The following is an 18,931-nucleotide window of genomic DNA, read 5'->3' on the forward strand; positions in this document are numbered from 1 at the left end:
AGCGCCGCCCAGAATGGGAACTCTCGTCCAGACGCTCGCGAGCTCACCGAGCACGCTGAGCACGTATGCCGCGGGCCTCGCCGCGCACGAAGGTGAGGCGCACGCCGCGACCGGGGTGACGGCATACGCGTGGCTTCTCGTCGCGCTGCCGCTGCTCGGCTCCGCCGTCCTGCTCCTCGGCGGCCGCCGCACCGACAAGTTCGGGCCGGTGCTCGCGACGGTCCTCTCGTGGGGCGCCTTCGTCGTCGGAGCGCTCGTGTTCGTGGCCATGCTCGGCCGTGACTCGGGCTCGCGCGCCATGAACGTCAACCTCTACGACTGGATCGACGACGGCGCGTTCAAGCTCAGCGCCGGGCTGCTGGTCGACCAGCTGTCGATGGTGTTCGTCCTGCTCATCACCTTCGTCGGGTCGCTCATCCACGTCTACTCCCTCGGCTACATGGAGCACGACCCCGACAAGCGGCGCTTCTTCGCCTACCTCAACCTCTTCGTCGCGTCGATGCTCCTGCTGGTCCTCGCCAACTCCTACCTGTTGCTCTACGTCGGCTGGGAGGGCGTCGGCCTCGCGAGCTACCTGCTCATCGGGTTCTGGAACTACAACCCCGCCTACGCGACCGCCGCCAACAAGGCGTTCATCGCCAACCGCGTCGGTGACTTCGGGCTGTCGATCGCCATCATCCTGATGTTCTTCCACTTCGGGGCGGTGGACTTCCAGACGGTGCTCGGCCAAGCGGGCAACAACGCCAACCAGGGCTTCATGACCGCCATCGGGCTGATGCTGCTGCTCGGCGCCTGCGGCAAGTCGGCGCAGTTCCCGCTGCAGAGCTGGCTCGGCGACGCCATGGCCGGCCCGACGCCGGTCTCGGCGCTCATCCACGCCGCGACCATGGTCACCGCGGGCGTCTACCTCGTCGTGCGCTCCGCGCCGATCTTCGAGGCCGCCCCCACCGCCCAGCTCGTCGTCGTCATCGTCGGTGCGATCACGCTCCTCTTCGGGGCGATCGTCGGCTGCGCCAAGGACGACATCAAGAAGGCCCTCGCGGCCTCGACCATGAGCCAGATCGGCTACATGATGCTCGCCGCGGGCCTCGGCCCGGTCGGCTACGCCTTCGCGATCTTCCACCTGCTCATGCACGGCTTCTTCAAGGCCGGGATGTTCCTCGGCGCCGGGTCGGTCATGCACGGCATGAACGACCAGGTCGACATGCGCCGCTTCGGCGGGCTGTCGGGAGCCATGAAGATCACGTGGGCCACCTTCGGCATCGGCTGGCTCGCGATCCTCGGCGTGCCCCCGTTCTCCGGGTTCTGGAGCAAGGACAAGATCATCGAGGCCGCCTTCATCGGCGAGGGCTGGCGCCCGTGGGTCTTCGGCACGGCAGCGCTCGTCGGTGCCGGCATCACGGCGTTCTACATGTCGCGCCTCTTCTTCATGACCTTCCACGGCAAGAAGCGCTGGACCGACGACGTGCACCCGCACGAGTCGGGCCGGCTGATGACGGTCCCGATGATCGTGCTCGCTTTCGGGTCGGCCTTCCTCGGTCTCATCCTCGGCCCGACGGGCCTGTTCAACAGCTGGCTCGAGCCGGTCACGGGCGCCGAGCCCGAGGGTGCCCACCCCGTGATCCCGGTCCCCGTGCTCCTCGTCCTGACGCTCGTCCTCGTCGCTGCCGGTGGCGTGCTCGCCTGGCTGCGCTACTGGCGTGACGACGTGCCGGTCACGGCCCCGGCCGGCAGCCTGCTCACGCAGGCCGCCCGCCAGGACCTCTACCAGGACCAGGTCAACGAGGCCCTCCTCATGCGGCCCGGTATCCACCTGACGCGCTCGCTCGTCTTCGCCGACAGCAAGGGCGTCGACGGTGCGGCCGGTGGCCTCGCCGCCCTCGTCGGCGGAACCAGCGCCCGCCTGCGCAGGCTGCAGAACGGCTTCGCGCGCTCCTATGCCCTGACGATGCTCGCGGGCGTCGTCGCCATCCTCGGTGCACTCTGGGTGATCTCCTGATGACGACTGTGTCGACCACCATGTCCGCCACCCCGTGGCTGACGATCCTCATGCTCGTGCCGCTCGTCGGCGCGCTGCTCGTGGCGTTCGTGCCGGGCACCGCCCTCAACGCGAAGCGGATGGCGCTCGGGTTCTCGCTCGTGACGCTGCTCGTCGGCATCGTCGCCGCCACGACGTTCGACCGCTCCTCCGGGGCGCAGTTCCAGCTCGGTGAGCAGCACGCCTGGATCCCGCAGCTCGGGGTCAGCTACGCGCTCGGCGTCGACGGCATCGCCCTCGTGCTCATCCTCATGGCGCTCGTGCTGACGCCGATCTGCCTGCTGGCGGCCTGGCACGACGTGCCGGAGGAGGCCGGCCCCCGTGGCGCCCAGCGCGTCAAGACGTACTTCGCGCTGATCCTCGTGCTCGAGACCTTCATGGTCGGGGTGTTCGCCGCCACCGACGTGTTCCTCTTCTACGTCTTCTTCGAGGCGATGCTCATCCCGGTCTACTTCCTCATCGGGCGCTTCGGCGGCTCGCGCAGGCAGTACGCCGCGATGAAGTTCCTGCTGTTCTCGCTGGCCGGTGGCCTGATCATGCTCGTCGCCGTCATCGCCCTGTACTTCCAGGGCCCCGGCGGCAGCGAGGGCTTCCTCATCCAGCGCCTCACCGGCCTGTCCATGGACCCGACCACCGAGCGGCTGCTCTTCGTCGGCTTCTTCTTCGCCTTCGCGGTGAAGGCGCCGATGGTGCCGTTCCACACCTGGCTGCCCGACGCCGCCACCGAGTCCTCGCCGGCGACGGCCACGCTGCTCGTCGGCGTGCTCGACAAGGTCGGCACCTTCGGGATGATCCGCTTCTGCCTCCAGCTCTTCCCGGAGGCGAGCCACTGGGCCACGCCGGTCGTGGTCGCCCTCGCCGTGCTCTCCGTCATCTACGGTGCGCTGCTCGCCATCGGCCAGACCGACATGATGCGGCTGGTGTCCTACACGTCGGTGAGCCACTTCGGCTTCATCGTGCTGGGGATCTTCGCCTTCACCAACGTGGGTCAGGGCGGCTCCACGCTCTACATGGTCAACCACGGCTTCTCCACGGCGGCGCTGTTCCTCTTCGCGGCCATGCTCATCCGGCGCCGGGGGAGCAAGCGCATCCCCGACTTCGGTGGCTGGCAGCGCATCACACCGGCCCTCGCGGGCATCTTCCTCGTGGCAGGCCTCTCCGCCCTGGCGCTGCCCGGGCTGTCGAGCTTCGTCTCGGAGTTCCTCGTGCTCGTCGGAAGCTTCTCGACCCAGCCCGTGGGCACCGTGATCGCGACCTCCGGCATCATCCTGGCCGCCCTCTACGTCCTGCTGATGTACAAGCGGGTCGCGACCGGGCCGCGGCCCGAGGGGCTCGTCAGCGCGCGTGAGCACGACCGTCTCGACGAGGCCGGCCGCCGCGGACTCACCGCCGTGCGCGACCTGACGACACGCGAGAAGCTCGTCGCCGCCCCGCTCATCGCCGCGTTCCTGGTCCTCGGCTTCGTCCCGAACCTCGCGCTGAATGTGATCAACCCGGCCGTCGACAAGACCCTGTCGTACGTCCAGCACGCCATTCCGAACCTCAACCCGGCCGGCACCGTGGCCGAAGGGAGCTCGAAGTGACCGCCGTCGCTCCGCTGGCGCTGCCCGCACTTCCCGCAGCGTTCCAGCAGTCGAACGTCGACTACCTCGCGATCCTGCCGCTGCTCATCGTCTTCGTCGTCGCCCTGGTCGGCGTCCTCGTCGAGGCCTTCGCCCCCCGGGAGCGGCGCCACGCGATCCAGGTGACCCTCTCGGTTGTGGGCCTGCTCGCCGCTGCTGCGTCGATCTTCGTCGCGGCCAAGCACCAGGGCCTGACGATGGGCCTGGCCGACGGGGCGAGCGGCCACCAGCTCTTCGCCCTGGCGATCGACGGTCCCGCCCTCTTCATGCAGGGCACCATCCTGCTGCTCGGCGTGCTCGGCGTGCTGACGATGGCCGAGCGCTTCGGCGGCGTGGGTCCCGACGCGTTCACGCCCAGTGGCGCGTCGACGCCCGGCTCGCCCTCCGAGACGGCTGCGGCCCGCGCCGGGGCGCTGACCTCGGAGGTCTTCCCGCTGACGATGTTCGCGATCTTCGGCATGATGCTCTTCCCGACGACGAACGACCTCATCGGCATGTTCGTCGCGCTCGAGGTGCTCTCGCTGCCGCTCTACATCCTCTCCGGCCTCGCCCGTCGCCGCCGCCTGCTGTCGCAGGAAGCCTCGCTCAAGTACTTCCTGCTCGGTGCCTTCTCCTCGGCGTTCTTCCTCTTCGGCACGGCGCTGCTCTACGGCTACGCCGGCTCGGTCTACTTCGGTGACCTGTCCCGGGCGATCTCCAGCGGCCCGCTCGCCATGAACGGCCTGCTGCTGCCCGGCGCGTTCCTCGTGTTCGTCGGCTTGCTCTTCAAGGTGGGCGCGGTCCCCTTCCACGCGTGGACGCCCGACGTCTACCAGGGCGCCCCGACGCCGGTGACGGGGTTCATGGCCGCCTGCACGAAGGCCGCCGCTTTCGGCGCGATCCTGCGGCTGGCCTACGTCGGCCTCGACACGGCTCGCTGGGAGTGGACCAACGCGCTCGTGCTGGTCGCCCTGCTGACGATGGTCGTCGGCTCGGTGCTGTCGGTGACCCAGACCGACATGAAGCGCCTGCTCGCCTACTCCTCGATCGCCCATGCCGGCTTCATCCTCGTCGGCGTGCTCGCCTTCGACCGCAAGGCCGTCGGCGCGGTGCTCTTCTACATCGTCGCCTACGGCTTCGCCACGATCGCCGCCTTCGCCATCGTGTCCCTGGTGCGGCAGAACGGCGCCGAGGCGACGCACCTGTCCCAGTGGGCGGGCCTCGGCAGGCGCTACCCGGTGGTGGCCTCCGCGTTCGCCTTCCTGATGCTGGCCTTCGCCGGCATCCCGCTGACCTCCGGGTTCGTCTCGAAGTACGCGGTCTTCGCCGCAGCGGTCGGCACCGGCGGTGCCACGGGCACGGTCCTGGCCATCGTCGGTGTGGTCTGCAGCGCGATCACGGTCTTCGTCTACGCGCGGGTCATCGTGCTGATGTTCTTCAGCGAGGCGCCCGACGACGCGGTCGAGGTCGTGACGCCGTCCGTCTCGACGACGTTCTCGATCGCCATCGGCACGCTCGTCACGCTCGCCCTCGGCGTCCTGCCGTCGGCGCTGCTCGACCTCGCCGACCGCGCGTCGCAGTTCGTCCGATGACGGCGCTGTCGCTCGACGGTCGACGGAACGGTCGACGGCCTCAATGACCACGCACGCCACCCCGCCGGTGCTCGGTGTCCCGGGCGCCTCGCCGGCGCTGTCCGAGCGCCTGCGCGACGGCCTCGAGCGGGTCGACGCCCTGCTGCGGCAGGTCGTCGACCACGACGACCCCTTCATCGCGAGGGCCTCGGGACACCTCGTGGCGGCGGGAGGCAAGCGGTTCCGGCCGGTGCTGACGCTCCTCGCTGCCGAGCTGGGCGACGGCATCAACGACGACGTCGTCAGCGCGGCAGCCGGGGTCGAGCTGACCCACCTCGCCTCGCTCTACCACGACGACGTCATGGACGAGGCGACCGTGCGGCGCGGGGTCGCCTCGGTCAACGCTGCCTACGACAACTCGACGGCGATCCTCGTCGGCGACCTGCTCTTCGGCAAGGCGTCCGAGCTGGTCGCCGGGCTCGGCGCTGAGGCGGTACTGATCCAGGCCCAGACGTTCGTACGGCTGTGCTCCGGCCAGATCCGTGACGACCGCGGGTGCCCCGAGGGCGTCGACCCGGTGGACTACTACCTCGGCGTCCTCGCCGACAAGACGGGCGTGCTGATCGCCACGGCTGCTCGCTACGGCGTGATGTTCAGCGGCGGCTCGCCCGAGACGGTCGAGACCCTGCGCTCCTACGGCGAGAAGGTCGGCGTGGCCTTCCAGCTCGCCGACGACCTGATCGACATCGCCTCCGACGCCGACGACAGCGGCAAGCTGCCGGGCACCGACCTACGGGAGGGAGTCGACACGCTCGCCGTGCTGCGCTTCCGTGCCGTGGCCGACCCGGCCGATCCCGACGACGCACGTCTGCTCGAGCTGCTCGACGGTGACCTCCGCGACGACGCCACCCTCGCCGAGGCGCTGCGCCTGCTGCGCGCCCACCCGGCGCTCGAACAGGCCCGCGAGGAGACGTATGCCGTCGCCCGCGACGCGCAGGCCCTGCTCGACGCGCTGCCCGACAGCGACGCCAAGGCGGCCCTGCAGGCCCTCGCCCTCAGCGTCGTCGAACGCGTCGGCTGACCTCGCCCGAACCCACCCCCATCGAGTGGGCACGTGCTTCACACGCCGTGATGCACCGTGCCCACTCGACTGCGCGGGAAGCGAGCCGACTCCTCTCGGGGGACACGGGTGACGCTCGGTAGGGTGCCGGGCATGCCTCGCCGTCTGTCGGAACCGGTCGCGGCGCGCCTGTCGGCGGCGACCGCCGGCCTGCCGGCGCCGCTCGCCGTGGTCGACCTCGACGCGTTCGACGCCAACGCCGCCACCCTGGTCTCCCTGGCCGGTGGCCGGCCCATCCGCATCGCCACGAAGTCCCTGCGGAGCCGGCCGCTCATCGAGCGTGCGCTCGCCCACGACGGCTTCGAGGGCCTCATGTGCCACGCCGTCCGAGAGGCTCTCTGGTGGGCGGGCGCCGGTCACACGAACCTGCTCGTCGCCTACCCCAGCGTCGACGTCCCGGCCCTGGCGCGGCTCGCCACCGACCCGTCCCTGACGCCGGCGGTGACGGTCATGGTCGACAGCGTCGAGCACGTGGACTTCATCGCCCGCGAGGTGCCGGGCCACCGGGGCCTTCGGGTGGCCGTCGACGTCGATGCCTCCCTGCGCGTCGGTCCGGCACACCTCGGGGTCTGGCGGTCGCCGACGCGCACCGCCGCCGACGTCGAGGCGGTCATCCGCCGGGCACAGGAGCACGGCCTGCTCGTCACGGGCCTGATGTTCTACGAGGCGCAGATCGCCGGGCTGCCCGACTCCTCCCCAGTGGTCCGCAGGATGAAGCGCGTCTCCGACGCTGAGCTCAGGGCCCGGCGGGCCGAGGTCGTGGCCGCCGCGCAGGCACTCGCGGACCTCGAGCTGGTCGACGGCGGCGGCACCGGGAGCCTCCACGTGAGCCACCTGGACCCCTCGCTCACCGAGCTGGCCGCGGGTTCGGGGCTCTTCGCCCCCACCCTGTTCGACGGCTACGACGCCCTGTCGCTGCGGCCGGGCGCCTACTTCGCCGCCCCGGTCGTGCGCCGCCCCGGCGACGGGTTCGTGACGGCATACGGGGGTGGCTACGTCGCGTCGGGCCCGCCCGGCTGGTCCCGCGTGCCGAGCCCGCTGCCGGAGCAGGAGCTCGAGCTGCTGCGTCAGGAGGGCACAGGTGAGGTGCAGACGCCCCTCAGGGGGTCCGGAGCCGACCGGCTCTCACTGGGAGATCGGATATGGTTCCGGCACGCCAAGGCGGGGGAGCTGGCCGAGCGCTTCACGGAGTTCGTGCTCGTCAGCAGCGACGGAGGCGACCGGGTCGTGGGACGGGCCGCGACGTATCGCGGAGAAGGGCAGTGTTTTGGCTGACAGCGTCAGCGGCATCACCGGCAAGGTCGTGCGCAGCGTCGACTGGACCAACTGGGCCGGCACCGAGACCTCCAGGCTCGCCCGGGTGGCGAACCCCCGCAGCGAGGCCGACGTCGTCGACGAGATCCGCCGGGCGGCCCGCAAAGGGTTGCGCGTCAAGGCGATCGGGGCCGGCCACTCGTTCACCGGTGTGGCCGTCACCGACGGGGTGCAGCTGCGCCTCGGCGCGCTGACCGGGATCACCTCCATCGACGCGACGCGCGGCGAGGCGACCGTCCGTGCGGGCACGCCGCTGCACGTCCTCGTCGAGGAGCTGGCGGCGTTCGGCCACGCCCTGCCCAACCTCGGCGACATCGACCGGCAGAGCCTGGCCGGCGCGGCGGCGACGGGCACGCACGGGACCGGCCTGCGCCTCACCGGCCTCTCGGCGGGGGTCCGCGCCCTGCGCATGGTGCTCGCCGACGGGTCGGTCGTCGACTGCTCGCCCACCCGGGAGCCCGACCTCTTCCAGGCGGCACGCCTCGGGCTCGGCGCGCTCGGGGTCGTCACCGAGATCACCGTCGCGGTGGTGCCGGCGTTCCTGCTCCACGCCGTCGAGCGGCCCGAGCGCCTCCCGGACGTCCTCGCCCACGTCGACGCCGTTGCCGAGACGAACGACCACTTCGAGTTCTACTGGTTCCCACACACCGACCGGGCCCTGACGAAGCGCAACAACCGGGTGCCTGAGGGGACGGCCAGGCGCCCGCTGCGGGCGTGGCGGGAGAGGCTCGACGACGACCTGCTGAGCAACCGGGTGTTCGAGCTGACCAACCGCGTCGCCACCCGGGTGCCGCGCTCCACGAGGGGGATCAACGCCGTCGCGGCCCGGGCCCTCGGCAGCCGTCAGTACACCGACAGCTCGCACAAGGTGTTCGTGACGGCGCGTGAGGTGCGCTTCGTGGAGTCCGAGTGGGCGTTCCCCCGAGCTGCCCTGGGCGAGGTGGTCCAGGAGCTGCGGGCGTGGGTCGACACCCACGACGAGCGCATCTCGTTCCCTGTCGAGTGCCGCGTGGCTGCAGCCGACGACGTGTGGCTGTCGACGGCGTACGAGCAGGAGAGCTGCTACGTCGCCGTCCACCGCTACCACCGGCAGCCGCGCGGCGCGTACTTCGACGCCTTCGAGGCGATCGCCGTCAACCACCGCGGGCGGCCGCACTGGGGCAAGCTGCACACCCGCGACGCGGACTACCTGCGCAGCGTCTACCCGCGCTTCGACGACTTCCTGGCCGTGCGCGACCGGGTCGACCCGCAGCGCCGCTTCGCCAACCCCTACCTCGACCGGGTCCTCGGCGCCTAGCCCTGGGTGCCTCCTCAGGCCTCCGAGGAGGGCCGGGTCATCGAGAGCACGTCGAGGGCCTCGTCGAGCTGCTGCTCGGTCAGCCTGCCACTCGCCACGTGCCCCTGGTCGATGACGACCTCGCGGATGGTCCGGCGCTCCTTGACGGCCTGCTTGACGACCACCGCCGCGGCCTCGTAGCCGATGTAGCGGTTGAGCGGGGTGACGATCGAGGGCGAGCCCTCGGCGAGGGCCCGGGCGTGCTCGACCTCGGCGGTGATGCCGTCGATGCACCGGTCGGCGAGCAGCCGGCTCGTGGCGGCCAGCAGGCCGATCGACTCGAGCACGTTCTTGGCGAGGACGGGCAGCATGACGTTGAGCTCGAAGTTGCCCGCCGCGCCGGCCATGGTGATGGCGACGTCGTTTCCGATGACCTGGGCGCACGCCATGAGGGTGGCCTCGGGGACGACCGGGTTGACCTTGCCCGGCATGATGCTGGAACCGGGCTGCAGGTCGGGCAGGTGGATCTCGCCCAGCCCCGTGCGGGGGCCGGAGCTCATCCAGCGCAGGTCGTTGCAGATCTTCGTGAGGCTGACGGCGACCACCTTGAGGGCGCCAGAGAGCTCGACGACCGCGTCCTGCGCCGACTGCGCCTCGAAGTGGTTGTCGGCCTCGCGGAAGTCGACCCCGGTCTGGCGGGAGACGCGCTCGATGACGGCCGCCGCGAACCCGGGTGCGGCGTTGAGCCCGGTTCCCGCCGCGGTGCCGCCGAGCGGCAGCTCCCTGGTGGCCTCGGCAGCCCTGCGCACCCGCGCCGCACCGAGCTCGACCTGCCGGCGGTAGCCGCCGAACTCCTGCCCGAGCGTCACGGGCACGGCGTCCATCAGGTGCGTGCGGCCCGCCTTGACGACGTCGGCGAACTCGGCCTCCTTTCTTCCCAGCGCCGCCGCCAGGTGCTCGAGTGCGGGCACGAGCTCGTCGACCGCTGCGGTCGTCGCTGCGATGCGCAGGGCGCTGGGGAAGGTGTCGTTGCTCGACTGGCCGGCGTTGACGTGGTCGTTCGGGTGCACGTCGACATCGCTCGACAGGCGCGCGAGCCGGGCCACCACCTCGTTGACGTTCATGTTCGTCGAGGTGCCCGATCCGGTCTGGAACACGTCGATGGGGAACTGGTCGTCGTGCTCGCCGCCCGCCACCTCGCGTGCGGCGGCCGCGATGGCCTCGGCGCGCTCGCGGTCGAGGACCCCGAGCTCCGCGTTGACCTCCGCTGCTGCGGCCTTGAGCTGCGCGAGGGCGTGCACCACGCCGGTGGGCACCGGCTGGCCGCTGATCGGGAAGTTGTCCACCGCCCGCGCCGTCTGCGCCCCCCACAGGGCGTCGGCGGGCACCTGCACCTCGCCCATGGAGTCGTGCTCGGTCCGGAACGTCTGCTGCGCGGCGTCGCTCATGCCCCCATCATCCCCACTTGGCGCCGGGTTCCACCCGAACGGGTGTCGTGTCGGTCAGCCGTCCCCGGCCCGGACTGCCTCCTCGACGCCCGCTCCCGGGCAGCCCTCCGAACCGGCGCACGACCACCCGGCCGGGACCGTATGCCGGGTCGCGGGCCGTTCAGCCCCAGCGACCTCGCGCTCGGGCCGGGTGCCGGCGCCCTCGGCGCCGCGGGCCGGCTCGGCCGTCCGAGCCGGCGCCGGGTTGCGGATGAGCAGCCACGACACGAGGCCCCCGAGGAACAGCAGGGCGGCGCACAGCAGCATCGCACTCCGGTAGGCGGCCGAGAACGTCTCCGGCACGGCATAGTCCGACCCGCTGAGCCCGAGGACCGCCGGCAGCGCCGCCACGGCCAGCAGGCTCCCGGCGCGTGCCACGGCGTTGTTGACCCCGCTCGCGACCCCGGCGTAGCGGTCGGGAGCGGCGGCGAGCACCGTCGCCGTGAGCGGCGCCACGAGCAGGGTCAGGCCCAGGCCGAAGACGGTGACCCCCGGGAGGACGCCCACCCAGTAGCTCGAGCCGGCGCTCGCACCGGAGAGCAGGAGGGTGCCGACACCGCATACGACAGGCCCGACCGTCATCGGCAGACGCGGCCCGATGCGGGAGGCGAGCTCGCCCCCACGGGCGGCGAGCAGGAGCATCAGGACGGTGATCGGCAGCGACGCGAGCCCCGCCTGCATCGGTCCGTAGCCGAGGACCGTCTGCAGCTGCAGGGTCAGGAAGAAGAAGACGGCACCCAGGGCGGCGTACACGAGCAGGGTCATGGCGTTGGCCGCGCTGAACTGGCGGGAGCGGAAGAGTGCCGGGGGCACCATCGGGTGGGAGCTGCGGCGCTCCACGACGACGAAGGCGGCGCCGAGGGCGAGCCCGAGCGCACCGACGAGGACCGACCCCGCCAGGCCGAGCGCCTCGTGCTGGATGAGTGCGAGGGTCACCGTGCCGAGGGCCAGGGTGGCCAGCACGGCTCCGGCGACGTCGAAGCGGTGGCCGGCGCCGGGGTCCCGCGTCTCGGGCACGTGCCGCCAGGCGATCCAGACCGTGGCGGCCCCGAGCGGCAGGTTGATGAGGAACGCCCACCGCCAGCTCGCGTACTGCACGAGCCAGCCGCCGAGGAACGGTCCCACGGCAGCGGCGACCCCGCCGAGTCCCGACCACGCACCGATGGCCTTGCCGCGGTCGGCGGGACGGAAGGATCCCTGGATCATCGCCAGGCTCCCCGGGGTCAGCAGGGCGCCGCCGACTCCCTGGAGGACCCGCGCGACGATGAGCTGGCCGGGAGACTGCGCCAAGCCGCACGCGGCCGAGGCGACCGTGAACCAGGCGACGCCGATGACGAAGACCCTGCGTCGACCGTAGCGGTCACCGAGCGAGCCGCCGAGGAGGATGAGCGAGGCCAGCGCGAGCAGGTAGCCGTTGGTGATCCACTGCAGGTCGCTCATGCTCGCGCCGAGCTCGTCGCCGATGCGCACGAGCGCGACGTTGACGACAGTGCCGTCGAGCAGCGCCATCCCGGACCCCAGGACCGCGGCTGCGACGACGAACCGGCCGGTGCGGGACGCGAGGGCGACGTCACTCATCCCGGCAGTCTGTCACCTCGACCGGTGCGGCCGTCGACCCTCAGCGGGGGCAGTCGTCGACCGGGAGGTCCCGCCGTGCGGCCCGGGCGCCGCGCATCGACAGGAGCGAGTCGACGGTGAGCACGAGAAGGGCGACCCAGACGATGCCGAAGCCGATCCAGCGCTCGGAGGGCATGTGCTCCCCGAGCATCAGCACGGCGCACAGCAGCTGCATCACGGGCGTGACAAACTGGATGAGCCCGATGGAGACGAGCGGGATGCGCCGGGCCGCAGCGGCGAAGCAGAGCAGCGGCACCGCGGTCACGACGCCGGACAGGACGAGCAGAGAGGTGTGCCAGGCTCCGTGGTGGCCGAAGGCGAGGCCGCCCTGGGCGCCGACGACGAGCAGCAGCACCACGGCGACCGGGGTCAGCACGACGGTCTCGACCGTCAGCCCGTGGATCGCGTCGAGGCTGACGCCGACCTTCTTCTTCGTCAGGCCGTAGAGCGCGAAGGACAGCGCCAGGGTCAGGGCCACCCACGGCACCCGACCACCCCCGACGCCGAGGTAGACGCCGGCCGCGACGCCGATGCCGACCGCCACCCACTGCAGCACGCGCAGCCGCTCGCGCAGCACCAAGACGCCGAGCGCGACCGTGACCAGCGGGTTGAGGAAGTAGCCGAGCGCGGCCTCGGACGTGTTGCCAGAGGTCACCGCTGCGACGTAGACGACCCAGTTGACCGCGATGAGCACCGCGGCGACCGCCGTGCCGGCGAGCAGACGGGGCCGGCGCAGCAGCGGCCGCACCCAGCCGAAGTCGCGCACGACGAGCAGCACGACGACGCAGAAGAGGAGCGTCCACAGGATGCGGTTCGCGAGGATCTCCCACGGCCCGGCCGGCTTGAGCGCGTCGAAGTAGAGCGGGAACAGTCCCCAGATGCCGTATGCCGCGAAGCCGAGGAGGGTGCCCCGGCCGACCTCTCCCGTGGGCGCGGTCGAGGGCGGCTTGACCGGTGCGACGGTCTGCCGGCCGCTCACGCCCCCACGGTCCAGGTGTCCCGGCCGGCCAGCAGCGCGTCGATGGCGGCGTCGGTGACCTCGCCGGTGCGGGCCGAGGCGATCTGCTCGCGCAGCGAGTCGTCGTAGGTCGGCCGCTGCACGTTGCGGAAGACCCCCATCGGCACGTGGCCGAGGTCGGGGCTGTCGAGGCGGGAGAGGGCGAACGCCGCGGACGGGTCGGTGGCCGAGGCGTCGTGGACGACGATGCGGGCGGGGTCGGCCTCGGCGCGGGGCACGACGGCGAGCGAGCCGCGGTCGTCGCGGACCACGACGGTCTCGGGGGTGCCGACCTCCTCGCCGTCGGTCAGGTGCAGGATGCGCGCGGCGGCCTCGGTGCGGTCCTTGAGGACGTCGAACACGCCGTCGTTGAAGATCGGGCAGTTCTGGTAGATCTCGACGAGCGCCGACCCGCGGTGCTCGGCCGCGGCGCGCAGCACCGACGTCAGGTGCTGGCGATCGGAGTCCATGGTGCGCGCGACGAAGCTCGCCTCGGCGCCGAGTGCCAGCGACACCGGGTTGAACGGCCGGTCGAGCGAGCCGAGCGGGCTCGACTTGGTGACCTGGCCGACGTGCGAGGTGGGGGAGTACTGGCCCTTGGTCAGGCCGTAGATCTCGTTGTTGAAGAGCAGGATCTTGAGGTTGACGTTGCGGCGCAGCGCGTGGATCAGGTGGTTGCCGCCGATCGACAGGGCGTCGCCGTCGCCGGTGACGACCCACACCGACAGGTCCTCGCGCGTCGCGGCCAGGCCGGTCGCGATGGCCGGAGCCCGCCCGTGGATCGAGTGCATGCCGTACGTGTCGAGGTAGTACGGGAAGCGCGAGCTGCAGCCGATGCCCGAGACGAAGACGATGTTCTCGCGCTTGAGGCCGAGCTCGGGCAGGAAGCCCTGCACCGCGGCGAGGATCGCGTAGTCGCCGCAGCCGGGGCACCAGCGCACCTCCTGGTCGGAGGTGAAGTCCTTCTTGGTCAGGGCGGAGCCGTCGGCAAGGCGCGGGACGCCCGCGGTGCCGGTGGCACCCGGCCCGGCGGACGGCATACCGAGGTCGACGGGAAGGTCGATGCTCACTTGGCGGCCTCCTTCAGGGGCGCGTCGGACAGGGAGGGGGCAGCGGAGACGATGACGTCGGCGAGCTCGCCCGCCTGGAAGGGCAGGCCGCGCACCGAGGTGTGCGACTCGACGTCGACGAGGTACTTCGCCCGCAGCAGCAACGCGAGCTGGCCGAGGTTCATTTCCGGCACGATGACGCGCGAGTAGGCGCGCAGCACCTCCCCGGTGTTGGCGGGGAACGGGTTGAGGTGGCGCAGGTGCGCCTGGGCCACCCGGGCCCCCGTGGCCCGCGCCAGGCGTACGGCCGCGGCGATGGGTCCGTAGGTCGAGCCCCAGCCGAGCACGAGCACGTCGGCGTCACCCGTCGGGTCGTCGACCGTCAGCGGCGCGATGGTGTCGGCGATCCCGTCGATCTTGGCCTGGCGCAGCCGCGTCATGTGGTCGTGGTTGTCGGGGTCGTAGGAGATGTTGCCGGTGACGTCGGCCTTCTCGATGCCGCCGACGCGGTGCTCGAGACCGGGCGTGCCCGGGATCGCCCAGGGGCGGGCGAGGGTCTCGGGGTCGCGCAGGTACGGGTGGAAGGTCGGGGCGCCCTTGTCGTCCACGGCGTTGGGCTCGGTCGCGAACTCGACGGTGAGGTCGGGCAGCTCCGCCGTGCGCGGCAGCCGCCACGGCTCCGAGCCGTTGGCGAGGTAGCCGTCGGACAGGACGATCACCGGGGTGCGGTACGTCGTGGCGATGCGCACCGCCTCGACGGCCGTGTCGAAGCAGTCAGCCGGCGTCGCGGGCGCGACGACCGCCACCGGCGACTCGCCGTTGCGGCCGAACAGCGCCTGGAGCAGGTCGGCCTGCTCGGTCTTGGTGGGCAGGCCGGTCGACGGGCCGCCCCGCTGGATGTCGCAGACGACGAGCGGCAGCTCGAGCGACACGGCCAGGCCGATCGTCTCGGCCTTGAGGGCCAGGCCGGGGCCGGAGGTCGTGGTGACGCCGAGCGCCCCGCCGAAGGAGGCACCGAGCGCGGCGCCGACCCCGGCGATCTCGTCCTCGGCCTGCATCGTCGCGACGCCGTAGCGCTTGAGCCCGGCGAGCGTGTGCAGGATGTCGGACGCCGGGGTGATCGGGTAGCTGCCGAGGAAGAGCGGGAGGTGCGCGCGGTGCGCGGCAGCGACGAGGCCGAGCGACAGTGCGACGTTGCCGGTGACGTTGCGGTAGGTGCCGGCGGGCATCGTGGCCGGCACGACCTCGTAGGCGACCGCGAAGTCCTCGGTGGTCTCGCCGTAGTTGTAGCCGGCGCGCAGCGCGGTGAGGTTGGCCTCGAGGATCTGCGGCTTGTCGGCGAACTTCGCCTTGAGGAACGCCTCGGTGCCCCCCATCGGCCGAGTGTAGAGCCAGGAGAGCAGGCCGAGCGCGAACATGTTCTTCGCGCGCTCCTTCTCCTTGCGGGTCAGGTCGGTGAAACCGGCCAGGGCCTCGACGGCGATGGAGGTCAGGGCGACCGGGTGCACGTCGTAGCTGTCGAGGGTGCCGTCCTCGAGCGGGTTGGTCGCGTAGCCGACCTTGGCGAGGCTGCGCTTGGTGAACTCGTCGGTGTTGACGATGACGGTCGCGCCGCGCGGCAGGTCGCTCAGGTTGGCCTTGAGGGCCGCCGGGTTCATCGCGACGAGGACGTCGGGGGCATCGCCCGGGGTCAGGACGTTGTGGTCGGCGAAGTGCAGCTGGAAGCTCGAGACACCGGGCAGCGTGCCCTGGGGCGCCCGGATCTCCGCGGGGAAGTTCGGCAACGTCGACAGGTCGTTGCCCAGCAGGGCGGTCTGCGACGTGAAGCGGTCACCGGTGAGCTGCATGCCGTCCCCGGAGTCGCCCGCGAACCGGATGACCACTCGATCGAGCTTCTGGACCAGTTTCGTGCTCATGCTCTGCAACACCCTCGAACTTCTCTACCCAGATGCCCGTTGCCCTGTGCGGCGAGCACCTTTACATCGTAGTTCGCGCCCTATTGACATCTGCGGCGGTTGCCAGGTCGTGGACAGCGACCTGCGTCCCGAGCCGTCGGCATACCGGCATGACTAGGCTGGCCGGCATGTCCGGGTACGTTGCCGTCGCTGCGGTGCTGGGGGCGGGCGTGCTGCTCGTCACGGCAGCGATGCTGGCCCGCCGCCTGCTGGCACCGCGCGCCCCGCACGCGGCCAAGCTGACGACGTACGAGTCGGGCGTCGACCCCGTCGGCGAGGGATGGGCCCAGACGAAGGTGCGCTACTTCGTCTTCTCCTTCCTCTACGTCATCTTCGCCGTCGACGCGATCTACCTCTTCCCGTGGGCCAGCGTCATCCGCGACGTGAGCATCGGGCGCGCGAGCCTCGTCGAGATGGGCCTTTTCCTCGGCGTGCTCGTCCTCGGCCTCGGCCACGCGGCGCGCCGCGGACTGCTGAGGTGGGTGTGATGGCGAGCGACCCCACCGACCGGGCGGCCCACCACCCCGTGAGCCTGCCGATGCCGACCGTCGGTCCGGCCGCCATGGGCGCCCTCGGTGGCCACGCACCCCGGCCGATCAAGGTCGTGCTCAACTGGGGCCGGCGCTACTCCCTCTGGGTCTTCAACTTCGGGCTCGCCTGCTGCGCCATCGAGTTCATCGCCGCGTCGATGGGCCGGCACGACTTCATCCGCCTCGGCGTCATCCCCTTCGCGCCCGGCCCCCGCCAGGCCGACCTCATGGTGGTCTCGGGCACCGTCACCGACAAGATGGCGCCGGCGATCCGCCGCCTCTACGACCAGATGCCCGAGCCGAAGTACGTCATCTCCTTCGGGGCCTGCTCCAACACCGGTGGCCCCTACTGGGACTCCTACTCCGTGACGAAGGGCGTCGACCAGATCGTGCCCGTCGACGTCTACGTGCCGGGCTGCCCGCCACGCCCCGAGGCGCTGCTGCACGGCATCATCCGCCTGCAGGAGCAGATCGCGAAGGAGCGCCTCTCGAGCGCCACGCTCAAGGGCAGGTATGCCGGCAGCCGCGTCGCCAGCGCGGGCGACGTCCGCCGCCCCCTCCTGAGCCGTCCGACGGCACCGACGGAGGGCGAGCGGTGAAGGTCACGGACGTGCGCGACGTGCCCTTCGGGGAGTGGGCCGCAACGGTGCGGGCGCTCCGTGAGGAGGGCTACGCGTACTTCGACTGGCTCACGGCGGTCGACCAGACCGACGCGGCCGAGGACGCCGGCTTCGACCTCGTGTGCCACCTGCTCGACACCCGCGTGACGAGGGCGCTGCGGTCGGTGCTGGTGCGCACCCGGGCGCCCGAGGGCCGGCCGGTCCCGTCGCTGACCGGCGTCTTCCGCGGGGCGGCATGGCACGAGCGCGAGACGCACGAGATGTTCGGCATCGACTTCGACGGGTTCGACGACGGCAGCGGGCTCGGCCTGCGGCCGCTCCTGCTGCCCGACGGGTTCGAGGGCACTCCGCTGCGCAAGTCCTTCGTCCTCGCCGCCCGGGCCTCCAAGCCGTGGCCCGGCGCCAAGGAGCCGGGCGAGGGCCACGACTCGGCGCGCGCCCCCGGCCGCCGCCGCGTGCAGGCACCGGGAGTGCCCGGCCCGGAGTGGGGGCCACGGTGAGCCTGCACCTGACCCTCCACCTGGCGCCCTGGCTGGAGGTCGTGCTGCGTGCGGTCGCGGTGCTCGCCGCCTTCCTCGTGCTGCCGCTGCTCGTCGGTCAGACCGAGCACAAGGTCATGGCCCACATGCAGGGCCGGCTCGGGCCGATGTATGCCGGTGGCTTCCACGGGTGGGCCCAGCTCGTCGCCGACGGGGTGAAGTTCGTCCAGAAGGAGGACGTGACTCCCGCGCGCGCCGACCGGTGGGCGTTCCGGCTGGCGCCGTTCGTCGCGCTCATCCCGTACCTCGTGGCGCTCGCCGTCATCCCGCTGTCGCCGCGGGTCGTCGGCGCCGACGTCGATGCGAGTGTCGTGCTCGTCCTGGCCGTCATCGGCGTCGGGATCATCGGCACGCTGATGGCCGGGTGGGCCTCGGCCAACAAGTACTCCCTGCTCGGCGGCATGCGCGCCGCCGCCCAGCTCGTCTCCTACGAGCTGCCGATGGTGCTGGCGGTCGCGTCGGTCGCGCTGGCGGCCGGCACCCTCTCGCTCGTCGGGATCGCGAACGCGTGGAACCCGTGGTGGCTGCTGTGGCAGGCCCCGGGCGCGGTCGTCTTCCTCGTCGCCGCCCTCGCGGAGCTGCAGCGCCCGCCGTTCGACATGCCGCTCGCCGACTCCGAGATCGTCTTCGGCGCCTTCACCGAGTACACCGGGCTGCGCTTCGCATTCTTCCTGCTGGCCGAGTACGCCGGCATCGTCGTCATGTCGCTGCTCTTCGCCGTGCTCTACCTCGGCGGCTGGGCGGGCCCGCTCGAGCCGTGGCTGGGCTGGTTGTGGACGCTGCTCAAGGGCTTTCTCGTCGCCGTCGTCGTCATCTGGCTACGCGTGTCGTGGCCGCGCATGCGCGAGGACCAGCTCCAGCGCCTCGCCTGGGTGTGGCTCGTGCCGCTGGCGCTCCTGCAGCTGGCGATCACCGCCGTCGGGGTGGTGCTGACCTCATGACGACCCCGCGCTCACCCCGACCGTCGAGAGGCCAGACTTTGCGGATCCCCCAACGTCGAGTGGCCACGTTCTGCGGGTCGCCGAACGTCGAGTGGCCACGTTCTGCGGGTCCCGGAACGTCGAGTGGCCACGTTCTGCGGGTCCCGGAACGTCGAGTGGCCGAGGTTCGCGGCTCTGCGTCGGCGCCCAGGGTGACCACTCGAGTGCGCCGGACCCACGAACTTCGGCCTTTCGACGGTTCAGGACGCGCAAACTTTGGCCTCTCGACGGTGCTGG

The 18,931-nt window shown here is 71.5% G+C and carries 15 protein-coding genes; 10 read left to right on the forward strand and 5 right to left on the reverse strand.

What is annotated here, in order from left to right:
• The first annotated feature begins 13 nt into the window (after positions 1 to 13).
• The 6 genes from nuoL to LQK93_RS12575 all read left to right on the forward strand — a co-directional run bounded on the left by nuoL (position 14) and on the right by LQK93_RS12575 (position 8,941).
• Positions 14 to 1,999, forward strand: a complete 1,986-nt coding sequence (nuoL, locus tag LQK93_RS12550) for an NADH-quinone oxidoreductase subunit L (protein ID WP_374968117.1) — start codon at positions 14 to 16, stop codon at positions 1,997 to 1,999.
• 20 nt (positions 2,000 to 2,019) lie between these two features.
• The gene (locus tag LQK93_RS12555) at positions 2,020 to 3,621 is read left to right on the forward strand and encodes an NADH-quinone oxidoreductase subunit M (protein WP_374971499.1); all 1,602 of its coding nucleotides are present in this window, start codon (positions 2,020 to 2,022) and stop codon (positions 3,619 to 3,621) included.
• A complete protein-coding gene (gene nuoN / locus LQK93_RS12560) occupies positions 3,618 to 5,231 on the forward strand; it encodes an NADH-quinone oxidoreductase subunit NuoN (RefSeq protein ID WP_374968118.1) in 1,614 nt (537 codons plus the stop codon). Before LQK93_RS12555 ends, nuoN begins: the two co-directional genes overlap by 4 nt.
• A 43-nt stretch (positions 5,232 to 5,274) precedes the next feature.
• Entirely contained in the window at positions 5,275 to 6,291 is a 1,017-nt protein-coding gene (locus LQK93_RS12565; protein WP_374968119.1) for a polyprenyl synthetase family protein, read from the forward strand.
• Positions 6,292 to 6,423: 132 nt separating this feature from the next.
• Positions 6,424 to 7,605, forward strand: coding sequence for an alanine racemase (locus LQK93_RS12570; protein ID WP_374968120.1), 1,182 nt, complete (start codon positions 6,424 to 6,426; stop codon positions 7,603 to 7,605).
• Positions 7,598 to 8,941: a D-arabinono-1,4-lactone oxidase gene (locus tag LQK93_RS12575; RefSeq protein WP_374968121.1), complete on the forward strand. Its 1,344-nt coding sequence runs from the start codon at positions 7,598 to 7,600 to the stop codon at positions 8,939 to 8,941. The genes LQK93_RS12570 and LQK93_RS12575 overlap by 8 nt, the downstream gene beginning before the upstream one ends.
• 14 nt (positions 8,942 to 8,955) lie before the next feature.
• Here LQK93_RS12575 and LQK93_RS12580 read toward each other — a convergent pair whose 3' ends face one another.
• Genes LQK93_RS12580 through LQK93_RS12600 form a run of 5 tightly spaced genes read right to left on the reverse strand, consistent with a single transcriptional unit; the run spans position 8,956 to position 15,986 of the window.
• Positions 8,956 to 10,368, reverse strand: a complete 1,413-nt coding sequence (locus tag LQK93_RS12580; RefSeq protein ID WP_374968122.1) for a class II fumarate hydratase — start codon at positions 10,366 to 10,368, stop codon at positions 8,956 to 8,958.
• A 54-nt stretch (positions 10,369 to 10,422) separates the two neighbouring features.
• A complete protein-coding gene (locus LQK93_RS12585) occupies positions 10,423 to 11,985 on the reverse strand; it encodes an MFS transporter (RefSeq protein ID WP_374968123.1) in 1,563 nt (520 codons plus the stop codon).
• Positions 11,986 to 12,025: 40 nt separating this feature from the next.
• Positions 12,026 to 13,003 carry an EamA family transporter RarD gene (gene rarD, locus LQK93_RS12590; protein WP_374968124.1) on the reverse strand — a complete coding sequence of 326 codons (978 nt, stop codon included), beginning with the start codon at positions 13,001 to 13,003 and terminating at the stop codon, positions 12,026 to 12,028.
• The gene (locus tag LQK93_RS12595) at positions 13,000 to 14,061 is read right to left on the reverse strand and encodes a 2-oxoacid:ferredoxin oxidoreductase subunit beta (RefSeq protein ID WP_374971500.1); all 1,062 of its coding nucleotides are present in this window, start codon (positions 14,059 to 14,061) and stop codon (positions 13,000 to 13,002) included. The genes rarD and LQK93_RS12595 overlap by 4 nt, the downstream gene beginning before the upstream one ends.
• Positions 14,062 to 14,087: 26 nt before the next feature.
• Positions 14,088 to 15,986, reverse strand: coding sequence for a 2-oxoacid:acceptor oxidoreductase subunit alpha (locus LQK93_RS12600; RefSeq protein WP_374968125.1), 1,899 nt, complete (start codon positions 15,984 to 15,986; stop codon positions 14,088 to 14,090).
• Positions 15,987 to 16,153: 167 nt separating this feature from the next.
• Here LQK93_RS12600 and LQK93_RS12605 point away from each other — a divergent pair, with 167 nt between their 5' ends.
• The 4 genes from LQK93_RS12605 to nuoH are packed head-to-tail and all read left to right on the forward strand — an operon-like array spanning position 16,154 to position 18,655.
• Positions 16,154 to 16,513, forward strand: a complete 360-nt coding sequence (locus tag LQK93_RS12605) for an NADH-quinone oxidoreductase subunit A (RefSeq protein WP_374968126.1) — start codon at positions 16,154 to 16,156, stop codon at positions 16,511 to 16,513.
• Entirely contained in the window at positions 16,513 to 17,154 is a 642-nt protein-coding gene (locus tag LQK93_RS12610) for an NADH-quinone oxidoreductase subunit B (protein ID WP_374968127.1), read from the forward strand. Before LQK93_RS12605 ends, LQK93_RS12610 begins: the two co-directional genes overlap by 1 nt.
• The gene (locus tag LQK93_RS12615) at positions 17,151 to 17,675 is read left to right on the forward strand and encodes an NADH-quinone oxidoreductase subunit C (RefSeq protein ID WP_374968128.1); all 525 of its coding nucleotides are present in this window, start codon (positions 17,151 to 17,153) and stop codon (positions 17,673 to 17,675) included. The genes LQK93_RS12610 and LQK93_RS12615 overlap by 4 nt, the downstream gene beginning before the upstream one ends.
• Positions 17,672 to 18,655: an NADH-quinone oxidoreductase subunit NuoH gene (nuoH, locus tag LQK93_RS12620; RefSeq protein WP_374968129.1), complete on the forward strand. Its 984-nt coding sequence runs from the start codon at positions 17,672 to 17,674 to the stop codon at positions 18,653 to 18,655. Before LQK93_RS12615 ends, nuoH begins: the two co-directional genes overlap by 4 nt.
• The last annotated feature ends 276 nt before the right edge of the window (positions 18,656 to 18,931 follow it).

This window comes from Terrabacter sp. BE26 (assembly GCF_041941675.1).
Taxonomy (GTDB): Bacteria; Actinomycetota; Actinomycetes; order Actinomycetales; family Dermatophilaceae; genus Terrabacter.